This window comes from Bdellovibrio sp. MYbb2 (assembly GCF_056175685.1).
Genome location: NZ_JBJKJI010000002.1, coordinates 262893 through 281343, shown reverse-complemented (window position 1 = coordinate 281343; position 18451 = coordinate 262893). Strand labels below are relative to the sequence as shown.

17 protein-coding genes are annotated in these 18451 nt (G+C 49.4%); 12 read left to right on the top strand and 5 right to left on the bottom strand.

Features of this window, described 5'->3' with window-relative positions; genetic code table 11:
• The 5 genes from AC04MQ_RS11300 to mazG form a co-directional block, all read right to left on the bottom strand.
• Positions 1-546 (bottom strand): ExbD/TolR family protein, encoded by a 546-nt coding sequence (locus AC04MQ_RS11300; protein ID WP_015090626.1) that lies wholly within the window; start codon positions 544-546, stop codon positions 1-3.
• A gap of 56 nt (positions 547-602) precedes the next feature.
• Complete coding sequence (locus tag AC04MQ_RS11295; RefSeq protein ID WP_041577362.1) at positions 603-1313, bottom strand: MotA/TolQ/ExbB proton channel family protein; 711 nt, start codon at positions 1311-1313, stop codon at positions 603-605.
• The gene (locus AC04MQ_RS11290) at positions 1285-1905 is read right to left on the bottom strand and encodes a PilZ domain-containing protein (protein ID WP_041577364.1); all 621 of its coding nucleotides are present in this window, start codon (positions 1903-1905) and stop codon (positions 1285-1287) included. The genes AC04MQ_RS11295 and AC04MQ_RS11290 overlap by 29 nt, the downstream gene beginning before the upstream one ends.
• 11 nt (positions 1906-1916) lie before the next feature.
• Positions 1917-2978 carry a VWA domain-containing protein gene (locus AC04MQ_RS11285; protein ID WP_041577366.1) on the bottom strand — a complete coding sequence of 354 codons (1062 nt, stop codon included), beginning with the start codon at positions 2976-2978 and terminating at the stop codon, positions 1917-1919.
• Positions 2979-3336: 358 nt separating this feature from the next.
• Entirely contained in the window at positions 3337-4155 is an 819-nt protein-coding gene (mazG, locus tag AC04MQ_RS11280) for a nucleoside triphosphate pyrophosphohydrolase (protein ID WP_041577369.1), read from the bottom strand.
• Between the two features lie 101 nt (positions 4156-4256).
• Between mazG and AC04MQ_RS11275 the strand changes: the two genes are divergently transcribed.
• From AC04MQ_RS11275 to AC04MQ_RS11220, 12 genes are all read left to right on the top strand, one after another.
• Positions 4257-6671: an HD family phosphohydrolase gene (locus AC04MQ_RS11275; RefSeq protein ID WP_015090631.1), complete on the top strand. Its 2415-nt coding sequence runs from the start codon at positions 4257-4259 to the stop codon at positions 6669-6671.
• A gap of 2 nt (positions 6672-6673) precedes the next feature.
• On the top strand, positions 6674-7126 hold the full coding sequence (gene ybeY / locus AC04MQ_RS11270) for an rRNA maturation RNase YbeY (RefSeq protein WP_015090632.1): 453 nt from the start codon (positions 6674-6676) through the stop codon (positions 7124-7126).
• 294 nt (positions 7127-7420) lie between these two features.
• Positions 7421-8552, top strand: a protein-coding gene (gene prfB, locus AC04MQ_RS11265; RefSeq protein ID WP_235046299.1) for a peptide chain release factor 2 whose coding sequence is annotated in 2 segments (ribosomal slippage) — positions 7421-7501 and positions 7503-8552 — 1131 coding nt in all. Because the reading frame shifts where the segments join, the coding sequence is not laid out codon by codon here.
• Positions 8549-9778 (top strand): FtsX-like permease family protein, encoded by a 1230-nt coding sequence (locus AC04MQ_RS11260; protein WP_475392106.1) that lies wholly within the window; start codon positions 8549-8551, stop codon positions 9776-9778. The genes prfB and AC04MQ_RS11260 overlap by 4 nt, the downstream gene beginning before the upstream one ends.
• Positions 9771-10454: an ABC transporter ATP-binding protein gene (locus AC04MQ_RS11255; RefSeq protein WP_015090635.1), complete on the top strand. Its 684-nt coding sequence runs from the start codon at positions 9771-9773 to the stop codon at positions 10452-10454. Before AC04MQ_RS11260 ends, AC04MQ_RS11255 begins: the two co-directional genes overlap by 8 nt.
• A gap of 189 nt (positions 10455-10643) precedes the next feature.
• A complete protein-coding gene (gene bamA, locus AC04MQ_RS11250) occupies positions 10644-12998 on the top strand; it encodes an outer membrane protein assembly factor BamA (protein ID WP_475392105.1) in 2355 nt (784 codons plus the stop codon).
• Between the two features lie 123 nt (positions 12999-13121).
• The gene (locus AC04MQ_RS11245) at positions 13122-13622 is read left to right on the top strand and encodes an OmpH/Skp family outer membrane protein (RefSeq protein ID WP_015090637.1); all 501 of its coding nucleotides are present in this window, start codon (positions 13122-13124) and stop codon (positions 13620-13622) included.
• Positions 13623-13680: 58 nt separating this feature from the next.
• Positions 13681-14505: an acyl-ACP--UDP-N-acetylglucosamine O-acyltransferase gene (lpxA, locus tag AC04MQ_RS11240; RefSeq protein WP_475392104.1), complete on the top strand. Its 825-nt coding sequence runs from the start codon at positions 13681-13683 to the stop codon at positions 14503-14505.
• Positions 14498-15424 carry a Gfo/Idh/MocA family protein gene (locus AC04MQ_RS11235; RefSeq protein WP_475392103.1) on the top strand — a complete coding sequence of 309 codons (927 nt, stop codon included), beginning with the start codon at positions 14498-14500 and terminating at the stop codon, positions 15422-15424. Before lpxA ends, AC04MQ_RS11235 begins: the two co-directional genes overlap by 8 nt.
• Positions 15424-16572 carry a lipid-A-disaccharide synthase gene (gene lpxB / locus AC04MQ_RS11230; protein ID WP_015090640.1) on the top strand — a complete coding sequence of 383 codons (1149 nt, stop codon included), beginning with the start codon at positions 15424-15426 and terminating at the stop codon, positions 16570-16572. The genes AC04MQ_RS11235 and lpxB overlap by 1 nt, the downstream gene beginning before the upstream one ends.
• Positions 16572-17591 carry a tetraacyldisaccharide 4'-kinase gene (gene lpxK / locus AC04MQ_RS11225; protein WP_015090641.1) on the top strand — a complete coding sequence of 340 codons (1020 nt, stop codon included), beginning with the start codon at positions 16572-16574 and terminating at the stop codon, positions 17589-17591. The genes lpxB and lpxK overlap by 1 nt, the downstream gene beginning before the upstream one ends.
• The gene (locus AC04MQ_RS11220) at positions 17563-18447 is read left to right on the top strand and encodes a lysophospholipid acyltransferase family protein (RefSeq protein WP_475392102.1); all 885 of its coding nucleotides are present in this window, start codon (positions 17563-17565) and stop codon (positions 18445-18447) included. The genes lpxK and AC04MQ_RS11220 overlap by 29 nt, the downstream gene beginning before the upstream one ends.
• Positions 18448-18451 lie beyond the last annotated feature (4 nt).

Below are 18451 nucleotides of genomic sequence, written 5' to 3'. Positions count from 1 at the left end.
TTAGCCCTCCATGGTGTTCGCAAAGATGATCTCTGGGAACATGTAGTTCGTTTCCACGTTTTTACCCTGTTTGGTATCGAAAACGGGGAACTTGGTGTTGGAGTCACGGGCCTGGCGGGCCTCGTCCATGATTTTCACGATGGTGTCGTAAGGAACCTTGCCGTCAGGGCTTAATTCCATTTTGAATACTTCAGGGTGTGCTTTTTTAACTTCCACCAGTTTCATGTGCAGGGTGCGCAGGTCATAGGCGCCGTCTTTCAAAGGAACGGTTTCCACTTTCTGCTGGCCTTTTTCAGTGATGATGATGCGAATGCCGTCTTTGGCATCGACTTCCATCGCCACATTGGTCGGAGTTTTTTGTTCATCCTGGCGCTGGATGGCTTCACTTACCACCTGCGGCAGTTCGGATTCGATCACCATCACCTGAATGAAGGCAGAGGAAACCAGCAGTACCGGTACCAGCTTTACCATCACGGCAAGCAGGGGAGCCAAATCCAGCTCGAACTCACTGTTATGATCAATTTTGATCTTGCGTGCGCGTCTCATAAAATCGTCCCATCCTTAGTTATGTAAGGTCCACCGCTCCGGGAAAAAGGCCTCCGTTAGGAGACCTTCTGGCCTGGGGACGGAGGCGTCACACTTGGTGCAGCAACGTGATCAGGGAACACGTTCTGGCGGGTCAGGTTCGGGATATGAGCGCTGGTCAGAAGCTCAGTCAGCTTGGAGCACTTCTCTGACATTTCCTCGATCAATTGGTTTTGACGGGCAGTCAGGAAAGAGAAGAACACCATCGCCGGAATCGCCACTGCCAGACCCAAAGCCGTTGTATACATGGACACGGAGATACCGTGTGCCAGCAAGGCTTGTTTCTGTGCCGGATCGGCTGTCGCAACCGCCTGGAACGACAGGATCAGACCGTGGATCGTACCCAACAGACCCAGCAATGTTGCCACGTTGGCAAGCATTGACAGATAGTGCAGACGTTTGGTGTACAAAGGCACGTTTTCGCTCAATGCGATATCGTGAGCCTGGAAGATCGTGTCATCATCACGGTCCGCTTTTTCAAGGATCGTTTTGAAGGCAGAGGCCAATGGCTTTTTCTCAAGTTGCGCACAAAGAAGCAGGGCTTCATCGAGCTTTTTCGCCAGAACCAGGTTCTGAACTTTGCCCATGAACTCTTCGACATTCATTCCGTATTCTTTGTAAAGAGCTTTTGCGCGTTCTGCGACAAGTACCAGAGAACCGATACCCACCACAAGGATGCACCAACCGACGAAGCCGGAATCATTCATGAACTTTAAGAATGCCATCATTTGTTTCCTCCTTGGAAACGCCACCGCGTGTCCATTTTGTTAATTGAGCCATACCGAGTTCTTGCACCGAGAGGAAACGAACAGCGTAATGCAAACCGGATTTTACGTTGAGTCTTTGCTTGGAGTAATTCTTGCGAATAATCTCACAAAGCACGTTGAATGTCTGAGGGTTCACCTCAGAAGGTCTAAAATTGAGCATGATTTTCTGACCGGGCAGAAGCAGGGGATCGTTCAAAAGAACCAGCGCCCCGTTTTCACTCACACTCAAAGTGTGGCCGTCAAAAAAGTTGTGATCATTGTGCGCATAGACTGGTGTTTCCAGATCCACGCGTGGACATTTTCTGTCTTTGAATGAGCCTGCGATATGATCCTTGGTTTCAATCAGTCTGCACAGGCGGTCTTTGGAAAATTCCTGAAGATCGCCCAGTAAAGTCCAATTTTCCAGGTGCGAAGCCCATACGAAGTTGTAATCGTAGAGCTCGCCATTTTGGATCATCGTGATCAGTGATCTGTACTCGTAGGGACCATATTTCATTTCCCCACGCAGAATATACCACTGCTGCTGATTAGTTGCTGTCTGTACCCCACCCATACAACATCCTTTTACAGTTTAATCGACTTAGGATAGAAGTCGATCGCGATATTAGCATCCGCTGCCGGCACCGAACTTCCGTGGAAGGTGATGGTCAGGTTGGATGCATCGTAAGTCCATCCGTTGACTGCGTCGTTAGGCACGGAAACTCCGTTTACCGTGATCACGATCGTGTCCTCTTGTGGTTCACGATTCAGTTTAAAGACACTGGAAAGCTGGATGATGGAATCAGAGATGAGCTCCAGAGTTGAACCAAAGTTAGAGCACAAAGACCCCTTCACACCCGCAGTCAAAGTTGCCAGTTCCGGCAGGCGGGTGGAGATCTTGCGCGCAAAACCGTCTGTAGACAGAGTGGTTTTGCAGTTGTCGTCAGGAACCGTGATGGTGCTGACGGAATAGTTACGACTGCCAACATATCCATCCAGGAAGTCCACATAGCTTTGAACTGTGTGAAGGTTGGCGTTGCCGTAGCTTTCGTTGAACGCTGCAGTGGAAGAAGAGAAGTCCTCTTCGTCACTGACGATGATCACTGCCAGGAAAGCCTCGCTGCGGCGGAATCCGGCATTTTGCGGCTCAAGCAAAGCTTCCTTGAAGCTTGAGAACGCGCGTTCATCACCGTTACCCAGCGTTCCCTGCTTGGCATTGGTAGAGAATACATCACCCAGGTTTGGAGTGTTCTTATCCATAATGAACACGCCAGAGTGAGTTTCAATTTTTGGACTGTTTTGTAGAACCGCACCATCCTTGATACGGGCTTTATCACTGCCGGAATTGAATTGTTTTTCCCAAGCTTCAGTTGTCGTTACGGCCATGTGGAAATCATAGTTGTACTGTTGGAAGCGCGAGATGAAGGACTGGAAGTTCGCCGCCAGATTGTCCTGAGATGTCTTCATGGAGCCAGAGTTATCGATCACCCAAAGGATGTCGATCTGCTTTGGAATGAAGACTGCCTGTTGCTTGTAGTCTTCTGCATCATTCAAGAGGGAGTAAGAACCAGTCCCCTTGCTGCAACCAGCTACCAATGCCACTGCTGAAGCCATCATTAGTGCTTTGCTAGCGACTGTTTTTTTCATACGGTTATGCCCTCCTGAGCCCCACCATGCTTCTTGATGGATTCAGTTTCGTTTAAAACAACCCAAAACTGAAATTTCAGGTAACTGCATGAATTCGTTTTTTAATTTTTAATTGGTCCAGTTTTGAGACACGCTAAGTGTGTGAAATAACAGGGTGTTGTGAAATCAATCAATTTTCAAAATATTTTCTTGTGTCAAACCTATAGCCAGTTTGTCAGGCTTTCCGTCGTGTTTTCCCAGCTAAGTGCGCGTCGAAATTAGAAGATACTCGGAACTGTCGAACTTCTCGCCACAACCAAGATCCTCTTTTATTACGAGGCTAAAAAGAAAGAGGACCTTCGATGGAAGATCTGGCGGGTTATTTCTTCTTCAAAAGTAATTTGGCTTTTTGCCAGTACTCTTCTTTTTGTTCCAGGTTCATTGCAGAAAAATCTTTTTGGTCTTTCGCAACAAGTTCCACCATGGTGTTGAAGCGATTTTCAAAACGTTGATTCGCTTTGCGCAAAACCTGCTCGGGTTCCATCTGCACGTGACGTCCCAGTTGCGCGAGTGAAAACAGGGCGTCACCCAGTTCGTGTTCGATCTCGGCATCAACGCCTTCATCCAAAGCTTCACGCAGTTCCTGATATTCTTCTTCCACTTTGGCAAGGACGCCGTCCATGTCTTCCCAGTCGAATTTCAATTTTTCAGTGCGTTTGCCGATTTTGTAGGCTTTCTGCAAAGCCGGCAGTGGGGGCACATTCAAGGCGTATGGCGACGGTGCGGCAGAAGAAGCCTTCTCTTGTTTTTTGATTTCCTCCCAGTTGCGAATGACCTCGGCAGTGTCGGCAACCTGGGTGTCGGCGAAGACATGCGGGTGACGGCGCACCAGTTTTTCACTGATTCCAGCAATCACATCTTCCAGAGTAAAAGCTCCACGTTCGGCGGCAAGCTGAGCGTGCAGAACCACTTGGAAGAGGACATCACCCAGCTCTTCCTTCATTTTCAGATCTTTCGTGGCATCAGAAGCGGGCAGTTCCAGGGCTTCCACCAGCTCGTGGGTCTCTTCGATTGCGTATTGAGTCAAAGATTCGTGAGTCTGCTCTTTATCCCAAGGGCAACCCCCAGGGCCGCGCAAGGAAGCAACGATCTCGACTAAGGACTCAATATGACGTAGGTTGGATGGAACGTGCGGCATGGGGACTCCTCGACTTTCTGATGGAATCTCTTTATTGCTAACACAAATGCATAGTGATTTCGACAATTTTCGCAATATGGGTTACGGTAGAAAAACTAGATATGCAACGAGGAAAAAATCCAAAAAAGGGCGAAAGCCCAGCCAAGCGGGTCAACTATGAGGATCACAGTCTGAAGTTTTTGGACTGGGTGGATTCCATCGGTTTGGAGAAAACATTCCTGGGTCGTATTGTGCAGCTCATGGAAGAAAAGTTCTTCATTCGTCGTGCTGCTTTGATCTTCCTGTATTGCGTTCTGCTTTCTTACACAATCTTCTATCAGTTCGATATTCCGTACAACTTCACTGTGGGTGATGTGGCCAAGTATGATGTCACTTCCCCCATGGGCTTTGAAATGACTGACGAGGTCACCACCGAGGAAAAACGCCTGAAGGCGGAATACACGGTGCCGATCGTTTACGACTATGACACCAGCGTCTTTGAGCGCGTGTCGGTGAACCTGATTCATTCCTTCCGCAGCATGCGTGCTTATTACCGCGAAACCAAATGGCCAACGGCGCCGGCACAGTACCGGGTGGCAGTGAAGGATTTCTTCCAGTACAAAAAGCAGTTTGAAAAAGAGCTGGGAGTGGGCGTTTCGGACTTTATGTTCGAATGGCTGATTGATCTCAGATTCAATCCGCGCATTGAAGCCATCGTCATTCGCAACCTTGAAAACTGGTATGACCGCAAAGTGGCTGAAGCACCTGACCGCTTTATTCCAGCCAGCCAGGCCGCAGTTCTGGGCCGGGTGGTGCACAAGAACAATCTGGGTAAGGAATTCCCGATCCCGCGGGAAGAAATCCTGGATCTTCAGTCCCCGGAAAACTTCGAGCTGGAACTGAAAAAAGACCTGAATCGTTTCTCTGAATCTGATCAGGCCAATATCCTTTATTTCGCCCGCTCTTTGGTTGTGCCCAACATGACCCTGAACAAGCAGGAAACGGCCAGTCGCCGCCAGTCCGCACGTGATGCGGTGATTCCGGTAACGATCACCATCAAAAAGAATCAGAACATCATCGCCCAAGGGTCGGTGGTTCAGCCGTTCCAGATGGCGGTGATCAAGCAGATTGAAAATATCCGTGCGGATAAACGCAAAGACATCATGTCGCTTTCCATGGCGCTGATGCTGTCGGTGGCGATTCTGGTGTTCTTCTCTTACCTGAAGCGTTTTACCATCAATAAAGTCAAAATCGAATTCAAAGACGTTTCCGTCATGATGCTGATCGCTTTTGGCATCATCTTCTTCACCAAGATCTACATGTTCATCACGGACGCGGCCTTTGCCTCAAAGCTGGGCCACTTCCTGCCTCCGGCGATTTTCCTGTATGCGGCTCCGGTGGCGGCGGGGCCAATGCTGGTGGGGCTCTTGATCACTTACGGTGAAATCGTATGGCTGTTCACGGCCTTCCTTTCGGTCTGCCTGGGTATCATGGTGGATTATAACTTTGCCTTTATGTTCGTGTCTCTGGTGGGCGGTATCGCGGCGGCGCGCGGGGTTTACAACTGCAAAACCCGTAACGACGTTTACTATGCGGGTGTGCGCACGGGGCTGGTGAATGCGGCGATGATTGCGTTTATCCTGACCATGACCAAGTTCGACCAAGAGGGCGGAGTGAAAGAGATTCTGCTTTCAATCCCGGCGGGCTTCCTGGGTGGTATTTTCTCGGCCCTGGTGGCGATGATGTTTGTTCCGCTGCTTGAATCCATCTTCAGCTACACCACGGATGTGAAATTGCTTGAACTGAGCAACCTGAATCATCCGCTGTTGAAAGAAATGATCGTGAAAGCCCCGGGAACATATCACCATTCCATGATGGTGGGTTCGATGGTGGAAGCAGCCGCGGAAGAAATCGGTGCCAATCCGTTGTTGGGTAAAGTCATGTGCTATTACCACGACATCGGTAAAATGGAGCACGCCAATTACTTTATCGAAAATCAGAAGCCGGGCCACAACCCGCATGATCATATTTCTCCGTTCATGAGCAAAACCCTTTTGATCGCCCACGTAAAAGACGGCGTCGAGATGGGGATGGCTTATAAACTGGGCAAGCCGATCATTGACGGGGTTTTGCAGCACCATGGAACGACGCTGATTTCTTACTTCTATAACAAAGCTCTGGATCTGAAAAAAGAAGACGGTCCGGAAATTGGTGAAGAGGACTTCCGTTATCCAGGTCCAAAACCGCAGTTCCGCGAAGCGGCTTTGTGTATGCTTGCCGACAGTATCGAGGCGGCGGCTCGTTCTTTGGATGAACCGACTCCGGCGCGTTTGCAGAACATCGTTAAAAACATCACGCAAAGAAAGTTTTCTGACGGGCAGTTGGATGAATGTAATCTGACCCTGAAAGACATCTCCAAGGTGGAAGCGGCTTTCATCCGCATCCTTCTGGGCATCTATCACCAGCGTATTGATTATCCTCGCAGTGCCGGGGGTGGTTTGGGTGACGTGGGTCACAGTACGACATCGCAGGGCTGATCATGGAAGTTTTAATCGTCAATGAATCCAAACACGCAGCTCCTCGCAAGTTCATCCAAACCTGGATGGAGCTTGTGGTGGCTGAATTGAAGCGCAAAAAAGTGCTGAAGGCCGATCAGGCCCGTCGCGAACTGACGCTGGTGTTTTTGGATAAAAAGCCCGCCCAGAAAATCAATATGGAGTTTCGCAGTAAGAACTACGCCACGGATGTGTTGAGCTTTGACTCGATGGATCCGGGCTCATTAGGGGAGCTTGTTTTGTGCCCCGAGGTTTTAAAGCGTCAATCCAAAGACCATGGGCTCACTTATCAGCAGGAACTGGGTTACATGCTGCTGCATGGGGTGCTGCACCTGTTGGGTTATGATCATGAAACCAGTGAAGAGGATGCTCTTGAAATGTTCGGCATTCAGGATGCGGCTTTCGAAGTCCTTTTGAAAAAAGTTTCTGCCAAATAAGGCCTCTTTTCCCTCTAAAAACGACAAGAGATTTGAAATCACCTCGGAAGGACCAAAAAGGACCTTCTGCGTCCGTGGTTTTGTCTAAAGTTTGAACGATTCCATTGTGCGGACCCTGGTTTTGGGGTTTTCCCGCCTTCATTTCGCAAATAGTCAGAAGAGACCCGGTTGGCATCGCCTTTGTATTAGGCAGATGTGTGTTTCTCCCATACTTCCGCCTCCGAGAGATTTTCCCCTCCCTTCTCTCGGAGGCGTTTTTCTTGACAGACAGGGCCCTGTGATTACACTGGGCCTATGTCTATCGTTACTGAAGCCTCTGAAATTAAAAGTAAAATCGTGTCTCTCGAAGCCTTCTCTAAGGAGCTTCGGGGGTATCTTTGACTTAGATCGCAAGAAAAAACGCCTGGAAGAGATCTCCATTCAGGCTGAAAACCCCGCGCTCTGGGAAAAACCTGCTGAAATGCAAAAGCTGAATAAAGAAAAAGCCCTGCTTGAAAAAGCCGTGGGTGAATTCGACGCGTTTGCAGGTCGTTTGAGTGACGCCAAAGTTCTGCTGGAAATGGCAGAAGAAGCCCAGGATGAAGGCAGCTTCGTCGAAGTTAAAGGCGAAATTGCGGCACTGGAAAAGCTGGGTGAAGAACTTGAACTAAAACGAGTTCTGAACGGCGAGTTGGACAGCAACAGTTCGTATCTGTCCATCAACTCGGGGGCGGGTGGAACCGAGTCCTGTGACTGGGCTTCCATGTTGCTGCGTATGTACACGCGTTATGCTGACAAGCACGGCTTCAAAGTTCAAATCATCGAGATGACCGAGGGCGAGGGTGCCGGGATTAAATCCTGCACACTATTGATTGAAGGCCCTTATGCCTATGGATATCTGAAGGCGGAATCCGGAGTGCATCGTCTGGTGCGTATTTCTCCGTTTGATTCCAATGCCCGCCGCCACACATCGTTTGCGTCAGTATTTGCATGGGCGGAAGTGGATGATGACATCAACATCGAAGTTCGTCCTGACGATTTGAAAGTCGACACCTTCCGCGCGAGTGGCGCCGGTGGTCAGCACGTCAATAGAACGGATTCGGCGGTTCGTATGACGCACATTCCATCCGGGGTTATCGTAACCTGTCAGGTGGAAAGATCTCAGATTCAGAACCGTGAAAAAGCCCTGAAGATGTTGAAGGCGCGCCTTTATGAAATGGAAATCGAAAAGCGCAACGCGGAAAAAGACGCGATGAATTCCCAGAAAAAAGCCAATGAATGGGGTTCGCAGATTCGCTCTTACGTGATGCACCCTTATCAGATGGTCAAAGACCACCGCACTGACTTTGAGACCAATCAGGTCGATGATGTGATGGACGGGGATCTGGATGGATTTATCATGTCCTACTTGAAATCCACTTTGACGGCAGAAAGTCAGCCTTCGTGAAGTCGTCATTGCCCTGGCTTTCCTGGCGACTGCTTTTCTCGCGCAAAACCATGTTTGGCGGTTCGGCTCCTTTGGCCTTGCTGGGACTGGTTTTGGGGGTGGCAGCGCTGGTGGCCTCGATGGCGGTGATGAGTGGTTTTGAAAACACTCTGAAAACGGCCATGGCCGAAGTTTCCGGCCATGCCCAAGTGGTGAAACGCTCGCGCTTCCCGGATGACTGGAAAGAGCTGGAAGAACGTATTCGTAAAGCCGAACCGACGCTGGTGAACACCAGTCGCTTTGTCTTTATTGAAGCGGTTTTGGCCAACAAAGGTCAGATCTCGGGTGTGCTGATTCAAGGTGTGGACACGCAACGGGTCAATGAGGTTTTGAATTTCAAACGCCGTATTGTCAGCGGGACCGATGACCTGAATGTTGCCAGCGATGTGCCCTTGGCGCTGGTGGGTAAAAATCTTGCCAAAAAAATGAATCTGTCTGTCGGGGATACCTTCCGTGTGGTTGTGCCGGTGGCGGACTCTGTGGATCCGTCAAAGTTCCAGCGCCGGGTGGGTGCTTTCAAAGTGCAAGGCATTTTGGACTTGGGAAAGCATGACTGGAATGAACGTTTTATTCTGTCTGATCTGAAAGCGACCCAGGATCTGGCGGATATCGGGGATCGTTATTCGGGTTTGTTGCTGAAATTTCAGGATGTCGATCATGCCCGCGATGCGGCCTTTAATTTGAGTGCGGTTTTGGGATCCCCTTATTGGGTGCGCGACTGGCGCGATGCCAATGAAAACCTTTTTGAAGCCATCAATGTCGAGCGCCCGGGTATTTTCTTTGTGGTTTTGGTGATCACTATTGTGGCGGCCTTCAATGTGTCGGCGACCTTGTTTGTGAATGTCGTTCGTCGTTTCAAGGACATTGCCATTCTTAAAACCGTGGGTCTGTCGCAAAAAGACATTATGAAGATCTTTGTCTGTCAGGGATTGTTCATGGGTCTGGTCGGCTTGGTGCTGGGCTTTGTTTTGGGGATTGGGATCGCCTATCTGTTTGAATTCATGCAGGGGCGTTTAAGTCTGATTTCCGGCGAAGTTTATCGTCTGGAAAATATTGAGTTGCAGATTCGATTTATTGATGGCGTGGCCATCTGTATTGCAACACTCGTGATCTGTTTGATTGCCACGATCGCACCGGCCCGTCGCGGTGCGAAGCTGGAGCCAGTGGAGGGACTAAGAAGTGAATAGCGAAAACATTCTTTTGCGTGCCGTGGATATTCACAAATCCTATTCCCAAGGGGTGGGGGAGCTTGAGATTCTTCGTGGAGTCAGTCTGGACATCCGTGAAGGCGAAGCTTTTGCGATTCTGGGTGCCTCTGGAGCCGGCAAATCCACCTTGTTGCAAATCATGGGGACGCTGGATCGTCCCAGCAAGGGCGAGCTTTTCTGTGAAGGCCGGGACCTGCTGGCGATGAGTGATGATGAATTGTCCCGCTTCCGCAATTCTGAAATGGGCTTTGTATTCCAGTTCCACCATCTGTTAAGTGAATTCAATGCTCTGGAAAACGTCATGATCCCTTGCCGGGTGGGCGGGGAATCTTTGAAGGTGGCCAAAGAAAAAGCTCTGCACCTTTTGGACTTCATGGGTCTGGCGGACCGTCGTGACCATCACCCGAACCAGCTTTCCGGCGGCGAGTTGCAGCGCGTAGCCATTGCTCGTGCCTTGGTGCGCCATCCAAAGATTCTGTTCGCAGATGAACCGACGGGGAATTTGGATTCCCACACCAGTGGAAAGATCCAAGAGCTGTTCTTCCGTCTGAAGGAAGAAATGAAGTTGGCGCTTGTCATCGTGACCCACGATCTGACCTTCGCGACTCGATTCCCGAAAGTCTATCGAATGAAAGACGGTAATTGGACCACTTAAAGGGCTGATTTACTTGTGCTTTGCGGCTAAAAAAGTGGTGTTGTCTGGTGGGTGGCTTTGACAGGACCTTGGTCTTAAGTTACGATTCCTTGTCTAAATTGTAAGTACTTAAAAATCTTATAGATTTTTAAAAAATAACGGGGAATGGGAACTTTGAGTAAGCTTCTTTGTGCACTGTTAATCACATTCATGTCCGCGACGGTGGTAGCTCAGCCTGCCAAAAAGAAAAACTCCCGGGCCAAGGCGCCTGTGGTGGCTGCGGAATCTTTGGAATCTTCTTCCGGTTTGATCGTTAAAAACATCGAAGTTGCCGGAAATCGCAAAATTGAAAAAGACGCCATCCTGGCAAAGATCGTCACCAAAGTTGGAGAGCAGTACAGCACCCAGCATATCCGTGAAGATGTTCAGGCGTTGTTCAACTTGGGATTCTTCAACGACATTCAGGTGGATCGTAAGACCACAGGCAAAGATGTCACGCTGACGTACACTGTTTTGGAAAAACCTTCTGTGGTTGAAATCACTTACGAAGGCAACAGTGAAGTAAAGTCTGAAGATATTGCCGATGCCACCGGTATCAAGCCATATCAGCTTTTGAATATGGCCAAAGTTAAAGAAGCGGTCGAGAAAATTCAGAAGCTTTATGAAGACAAAGGCTTCTTCCTGGCCAAGATCGATTCTGAAGTTCAAGAGGTCACCAAAGACGAAACTGTCCGTCTGGTCTTTAAGATCCGTGAAAATGATAAAGTAAAAGTTAAAAAGATCACCTTCCTTGGTAACAACCATATGGGTGACAGCTCTCTGAAAAGCAAAATGCTGACTCAAGAGGGTGGCTTCTTCTCTGGCATCAGTGGTTCCGGCCAGTACAAGCAAGAGATGTTTGAACGTGACGTTCAGATCCTTCGCTTCCTTTACTGGAATCAGGGTTATGTTCAGGCCAAGGTCGATCGTCCTCAAGTGACGGTGACGCCGGATAAAAAGAACATCTATATCACCATCCGAATTGAAGAGGGTGAGCAGTACAACGTCGGCGACGTGGATTTCGCCGGCGATCTTTTGTTCCCGAAGTCTGAGCTGCGTGAAGTGATCAAGATCGATGACAATGGTGTCTTTGCTTACGATGTGTTGCAAAAAGACATCAGTGAGCTCACGGCGAAGTACGGGGATCTTGGTTATGCCTACGCCAACGTTATTCCGCGCACTCGTTTCAACGACAAAGAACGTCGTGTGGATCTGGTGTTTGAATTCGACAAGGGCAACAAGGTTTACTTCGGTAAAATCAATATGGTTGGAAACTCCAAGACCCGTGACAAGGTCATCCGTCGTGAATTGAAAGTTCATGAAGGGGAGCTGTACAACGAAACTCGCCGTCGTCAGTCCCTGGAAAACATCCAGCGTCTGGGCTTCTTTGAGGAAGTGAACTTCAAGACCTCCATTGATCCGGAACGCACGGAAGTGATGAATGTCGATATTTCTGTGAAAGAGCGTAACACCGGTCAGATCCAGTTGGGTGCGGGTTACGGTACTTCTCAAGGTTTCACTTTGCAGGGTTCTATCAGTCAGGCGAACTTCCTGGGTAAAGGTCAGAATCTGGGCGCGTCCCTGAATTTGAGCAACACGGGCAGTTACTACAGCTTGTCCTTCACAGAGCCGTACTTCCGAGACACGCTGTGGTCTTTGGGGGCGGATCTTTATCAAAGTGCGAACACTGGACGTGTGGACTATGACGAAAATCACACAGGTGGTGCGATTCGTTTGGGGCACCCGTTGGCTGAGTACACGCGCGGCTTCCTGAAATACAAATATGACGACACCAAACTGTCTAAAAAATACGACAGTGATGGCAAGCTGATCACGGATCCGGATCTGTTCCCATTGGAATCTGCTTCTGGTGTGACCAGCTCCATGACTGGAACTGTTGAATATGACACGCGTAATGACCGTCAGATGCCGACCAAAGGTATCTATTCCAGCGCGTCTTATGAATATGCCGGTCTGGGTGGAGATCTGAAGTATACTCGCGGAAATGCCAACTTCAGATACTACAAGAACCTGTTCTGGGATGTGGTGTGGCGAAATAACATCCAATATTCCCGTATCGACGGCTTGGATGGTCAGGAAGTTCCGTTCTCTGAACTGTACCTTCTGGGTGGACCGTACTCTTTGCGTGGTTATAGATCTTACCGCGTGGGTAAAATGAAGTTCTCTGAAATGATTTATGACGATCTGATCGCTGAAGGTAAGTCCGAAGCGGAAGCTCGCGAGAAGGCTTGGCGTTTCTACGGGGGCGTTCAGCAGGCCATGTACCAGACGGAATTACAGTTCCCTTTGGTTAAAGAAGCTGGCATCATGGGTGCTGGATTCTTCGATATCGGTGCCGCGGATGATGTCCTTTCAGACAACAACTTCTTCGCGGACGTCGGCTTCGGTATTCGCTGGTACTCACCAATTGGTGTCCTGCGCTTCGAATGGGGCTTCCCACTGAACCGCAACCCAGCATACCAAGACGCCACCGTCTTCGAATTCTCCATCGGGCCTAGCTTCTAAGCCGGCCCCGGCCGGGGAGAGCGCAGCGGGCTTTGCTCGGCTGTGCCGGGAGAGCGCAGCGGGCTTTGCCCGCGTAGCTGAACCAGTACTAAATTTTTTAAAACCTTTTAAGGAGGATTTGGAATGAAAAGAATGTTGATCGTGTTGAGCATGCTACTGACGGCATCTTTGGCACAAGCGGAAGCAAAAGTTGGATTTGTTGATATGCAAAAAGCTATTCAATCCACTTCTGCTGGTAAGAAGGCAAAAACTGAACTTGAAACAGAGTTCAACAAAAAGAAAAAAGAACTAGAGAAAAAAGAAGCAGACTTGAAAAAAATGGGTGAAGACCTGGAAAAGAAAAAGTCTGTTCTTTCTGAAGAAGCGCTTGGTAAAAAACAAGCTGAATTCCAGGAAGAAATGCTGAAGTATCGTGATGTGGTGGGCAAAAGCCAGATCGAGATTCAGAAAAAAGAACGTGAGCTGACTGCTCCGATTCTTGAGAAAATGAAGAAAGTGATCGCGAAACTTGCGAAAGACAAAGGTTACACTCTGGTGCTGGAGAACTCTCAAATGGTTCTTTACGCAACAGCGGATGCGGACCTGACAACTGAAGTAATCGCGGCCTTCGAAAAAGAAAAGTAGTTGATAAGAAAACGAAAGGGCCTGCAAAGGCCCTTTTCTAGTTTAGGAATAGAAGTTCATGGCAAATTATAAAATTCATCCAAGCAGTGTTATCTCTCCAGACGTGCATATCGCCGACGACGTTGAAATCGGCCCTTACTGTTTGATTCAAGGCAAAGGCTTTATTGGCAAAGGCACATTCGTCGAAGGTCATGTGACACTGGGTTCCCGTCACGGCATCATCGAAATCGGCGAAAACAATCATTTCTGTCCCGGTGCTGTAATCGGAGGGGCTCCTCAGGACCTTTCCTACAAAGGTGAACCAACCAAATTGATTATCGGTAACAACAACACATTCCGTGAATTCTCCACCGCCAACCTTGCGACCAGCAAAGGTGACGGTAAAACAGAAATCGGCAACAACGGTTACTTCATGGCTTACACGCACATCGGGCATGACTGCAAAGTCGGCAATAATGTGACCATTGCCAACAACTCCCACTTGGGTGGGCATTGTGAAGTCGAAGACGGTGTGACTATCGGGGGCGTTTGCGCCTTCAATCAGTTCACTAAAGTGGGTCGCGGTGCTTTCGTGGCCGGTTCTTCCATCGTGAACAAGGACATCCTGCCGTTCTGCCGTGCTCAAGGCACTTACGCGACAATCCGCGCGACCAACAAAATCGGTCTGGCGCGCAAAGGCTTCCCGCGTGAGGAAATCGCAAACGTGCACAAAGCCATCCGTATCATCATCATGGGTTCTCACACTGTGGAAGAAGGCATCGAACGCATTCTGAACGAATGCACGATGAGCCCGAATATCGAGTACTTCGTGAACTTCATTCGCTCTTCCAAACGCGGTATCGCCGTGGACAGAAGCCCTAAAGGATGGCAGGACGATGAGTAAGAAACTTCGTGGCGCGGTTGTCGGGGTTGGATACCTTGGCAACTTCCACGCCCAGAAATACAAAAACAATCCGAACGTGGAGCTGGTCGGGGTGTGTGATCACTTCCCGGCACAAGCCGATAAAATTGCAGCTCAGCTGGGGGTGAAAAGCTTCCACAAGCCGCAGGATCTTATCGGTGAAGTGGATCTGGTGACGATTGCTGCCAGCACGATGAGCCACTTTGAACTGGCAAAAATGTTTCTGGAAAATGGCATTCACGTCAACGTGGAAAAGCCGATCGCAGCGACCGTGCCGCAAGCTGAAGAGCTGCTGGCGCTGGCTGCTAAAAAGAACCTGAAAGTGGCCGTGGGGCATATCGAAAGATTCAACCCCGCGATCAATGATCTGCAAAAGCATCTTAAAAATCCTAAATTTATCGAATTGAACCGCATGGCGCCTTATAACAAGCGCGGTTCCGATGTCAGCGTTTTGCACGATCTGATGATCCACGATATGGATCTTTTGTTCTGGCTGACAGGTTCTGAGATTGAATCCATGGTGGCTTCCGGGACCAAGCTGATCTCCAAACATCTGGATACAGCGTCGGCCTCTTTCAAAATGAAAAACGGTGTGCACGTGGTGATCAATGTCAGCCGCGTTTCACCGGTGGCACAACGATCCATTCGTGTGCTGCAGGATGATTGTACGCTGTTTGCTCAGACGGGCACTTTGGAAATTGAAAAAGTGGTTCCCGGCGCAGGCGGTGACGAGTTTATTTCCGCCAGCAAATGGTCTGTTGAAAAGGCCGATGCCCTGCAGAGGGAAACCGACGCTTTCATCGACTGTGTATTAAATGACAAACAACCTGTCGTCACAGGTCTTGACGGGTTGAAGGCCCTGAAAGCCATCGAAGACGTGCAGAGAATGATTGAGGGCTGATGGATCAGGTTCTGATTGTGGCGGCGGAAGCCTCCAGTGTGACCTATGCCCAAAGAATTCTGGAAGCCTGGAAAGCCCAGGGCCGCAAGGTTCATGCTTTCGGAGTGGGCAGCCAGGATATGGAAGACATCGGCTTTGAGCGCCTTGGCAAATCTGAAGAGATGGCCGTTGTGGGCGCAGCCGAAATCATCAGTGCTTATTCCCATCTGAAAAGTGTTTTTGACAACCTGGTGGCGGAAGCTGAAAAACGCCGTCCAAAGGTGGCCATTGTGATGGACTATCCGGAGTTCAACCTGATGCTGGCGAAAAAGCTGCACGCATTGGGTATTCCGGTTGTTTACTATATTTCTCCGCAGGTGTGGGCATGGCGCAAAGGCCGTGTGAAGACCATCAAGAAATACTGCAAAAAAGTATTCGTTCTATTCCCGTTTGAAGTGCCTTTCTATGAAGAGCACGGCGTACCGGTGGAATTCGTAGGGCATCCTCTTTTGGATGAATTGGACGAGCGTCTGATTGATGATCTGGCTTACCGCAAAACTCATCGCAACCAGTGCGGCATCCGTGACAACGAAATCGTGCTGGGTCTGATGCCGGGCAGTCGTCGTCTGGAAGTTAAACAGCATTTGGACATTCAGCTGGATGCGGCTCGTATTCTTTCCAAGAAGTTCCCAAATCTGAAAGTTTTGATTCTGACCGCGCCGACGTTCACCAAAGAATATATGCAGGACCGTCTGGAAAACTTCCGACTGCCTTATATGTTGTTGAAGGATGAGCCATTCAGAATGATTCATCTGGTGGACATGATGCTGGTGGCCTCAGGAACGGCGACCCTGCAGGTGGGCCTGCTGAAAAAACCAATGGTCATCATGTACAAAATGAAGTGGTTGACCGGTGTATTTGCGAAGCTCTTTGTTCGCGGGACCAAATATTTTGGTCTGGTGAATCTGATTCTGAACAAAGAAGCGGTGCCGGAATTGTTCCAAAGCGAAGTTACTGCCGAAAATTTGGCGGCAGAGCTGGAACGCTACGTTCTTGATAAAAAGTACCATGACTCGGTTGTTTCTGACCTGGGTCAGGTTCGTCAGTATCTTGGCGACAAAGGGGCCACCCAGCGTGTGGTGAAAGCCCTGGAAGAGTACTTCGTATAATGAGAGCTTATCTTCGTCCATTGTCATTCTTGTATGATCAGGTCGTGGGGGTGAAAAACAGCCTCTTCGACCGCGGTGTTATCGGCATCTATCAGGCGCCGGTGCCGGTGATCAGTATCGGAAATCTGACAGTGGGCGGGACGGGCAAGACACCAATCACGGATTATTGCCTGAAGGCCCTGGTGGCTGATGGCAAAAAAGTGGCGGTGATCAGTCGCTCTTACCGCGCGGATGCCGATTCGCCTTGTCTGGTGGATGTGGATCATCCGTTTGCCGCGCGCTATTTTGGTGACGAGCCGGTGTTACTGGCTCAGGCCAATCCCCAGGTGAAAGTGTACGTGGGCCCGAGCAAATGGCGCACAGCCCGCTATTCCACTGAAGTTCATAAATACGATGTTCTGATTGTGGATGATGGATTCCAGCACCGCCGCCTGCATCGTGATTTGAATATCGTTATTCTGGATGCGACCGAAAGCCTGTCGAACTATGAAGTTCTGCCGGAAGGTCGCGCCCGTGAATCGTGGGCGGGGATACAGCGTGCTGATGTTTTGATTCTGTCCAAATGCAATCTGGCGACAGAGGATTCTTTGAAAGCTCTGGAAGCCAAGCTTCCCAAAGACAAGGAAGTCCTTTATTTCGGTTACGAAATTCAGCAATGCCAGAATGTCAAAACCGGACAAGTTCTAAGTCGCAGCGAAATTCAGGGTAAAAAACTGTTCCTGGTTTCTGCTATTGCCAGACCCGATGTCTTTGAAAAAATGATGGGCGAAATCGGTGAGGTCTCAAAGCAAAGCCTGCACTATCGCGATCATCATCAATACACGGCTCAGGATGTGAAGAACATCACTGAGGCCTTCGAGCTTTCAGGGGCGGATATGCTGGTGACCACCGGCAAAGATGCCGTAAAGCTTCGTCATTTGTTCAACGACTCCTCCATCCTGTGGAGCACTGCTTTGGAAGTGGTTGAAGCAGGAAAGAAGGGACGCCTTCATGAGATTATTACTCAAGTTCTTCGTTAATCTGATGGTCTTTTTCAGTTCCCTGGTGCCGCGCCGTTGGTTGCGCAAATCCGGATCCTGGGTGGGATTTTTGTGGTTTGATGTCTTTGGTTTTCGCAAAAAAATCGTGCTGGATAATCTGAAGCTGGCCTTCCCGGAATGGACCGACAAACAAAGAAAAGCTGTCGGGCGCGAATCTGTTTACCAGTTGGGATACAACTTTGCTGAATTCTTTTTCATTCCGTCGGTAACGCCTGAGTGGATCGCCAAAAACGTGGTGTTTCACGGCTGGGAACACGTTGAAAACGCCCGTGCTGCCGGTAAGGGCATGTTCTTTCTGACATTGCATCTGGGGAACGGGGATTTGGCCTGCAACACGATTGTGCTGAACGGGCAGAGCGTGAATCTGATCACGAAAAGATTCAAAACGAAATGGTTTGATGATCTGTGGTTTTCCATTCGTGGTGCGAAGGGTGTTCAGTACATCGATGCGCACGCGCCCAGTAACGCTTTTGAAATTTTAAAGGCCTTGAAAAAGAACTCGGCCGTGGTGTTTGTTCTGGATCAGTTCATGGGTCGCCCCTTCGGGATTGAGACGTCTTTCTTTGGGAAAAAGACAGGCACAGCCTATGGTCTAGCTCTGTTTGTGCAGAAAACCAAAGCACCTGTGCTTCCGATCTATACCTACGAGGGGAAAGATAAAAAACTTCATGTCGTTGTCGAGTCAGCGATGGACACGGCTTCATGTGTGACTGATGATAAAGACCAGACGACTCTGAACCTGACGCAAAGTTATTGTGACAAGTTGGAAGAGATCGTCAGAAAGCACCCCGAACAATGGATGTGGGTGCATCGACGTTGGAAGGACTTCCGGTGAATAA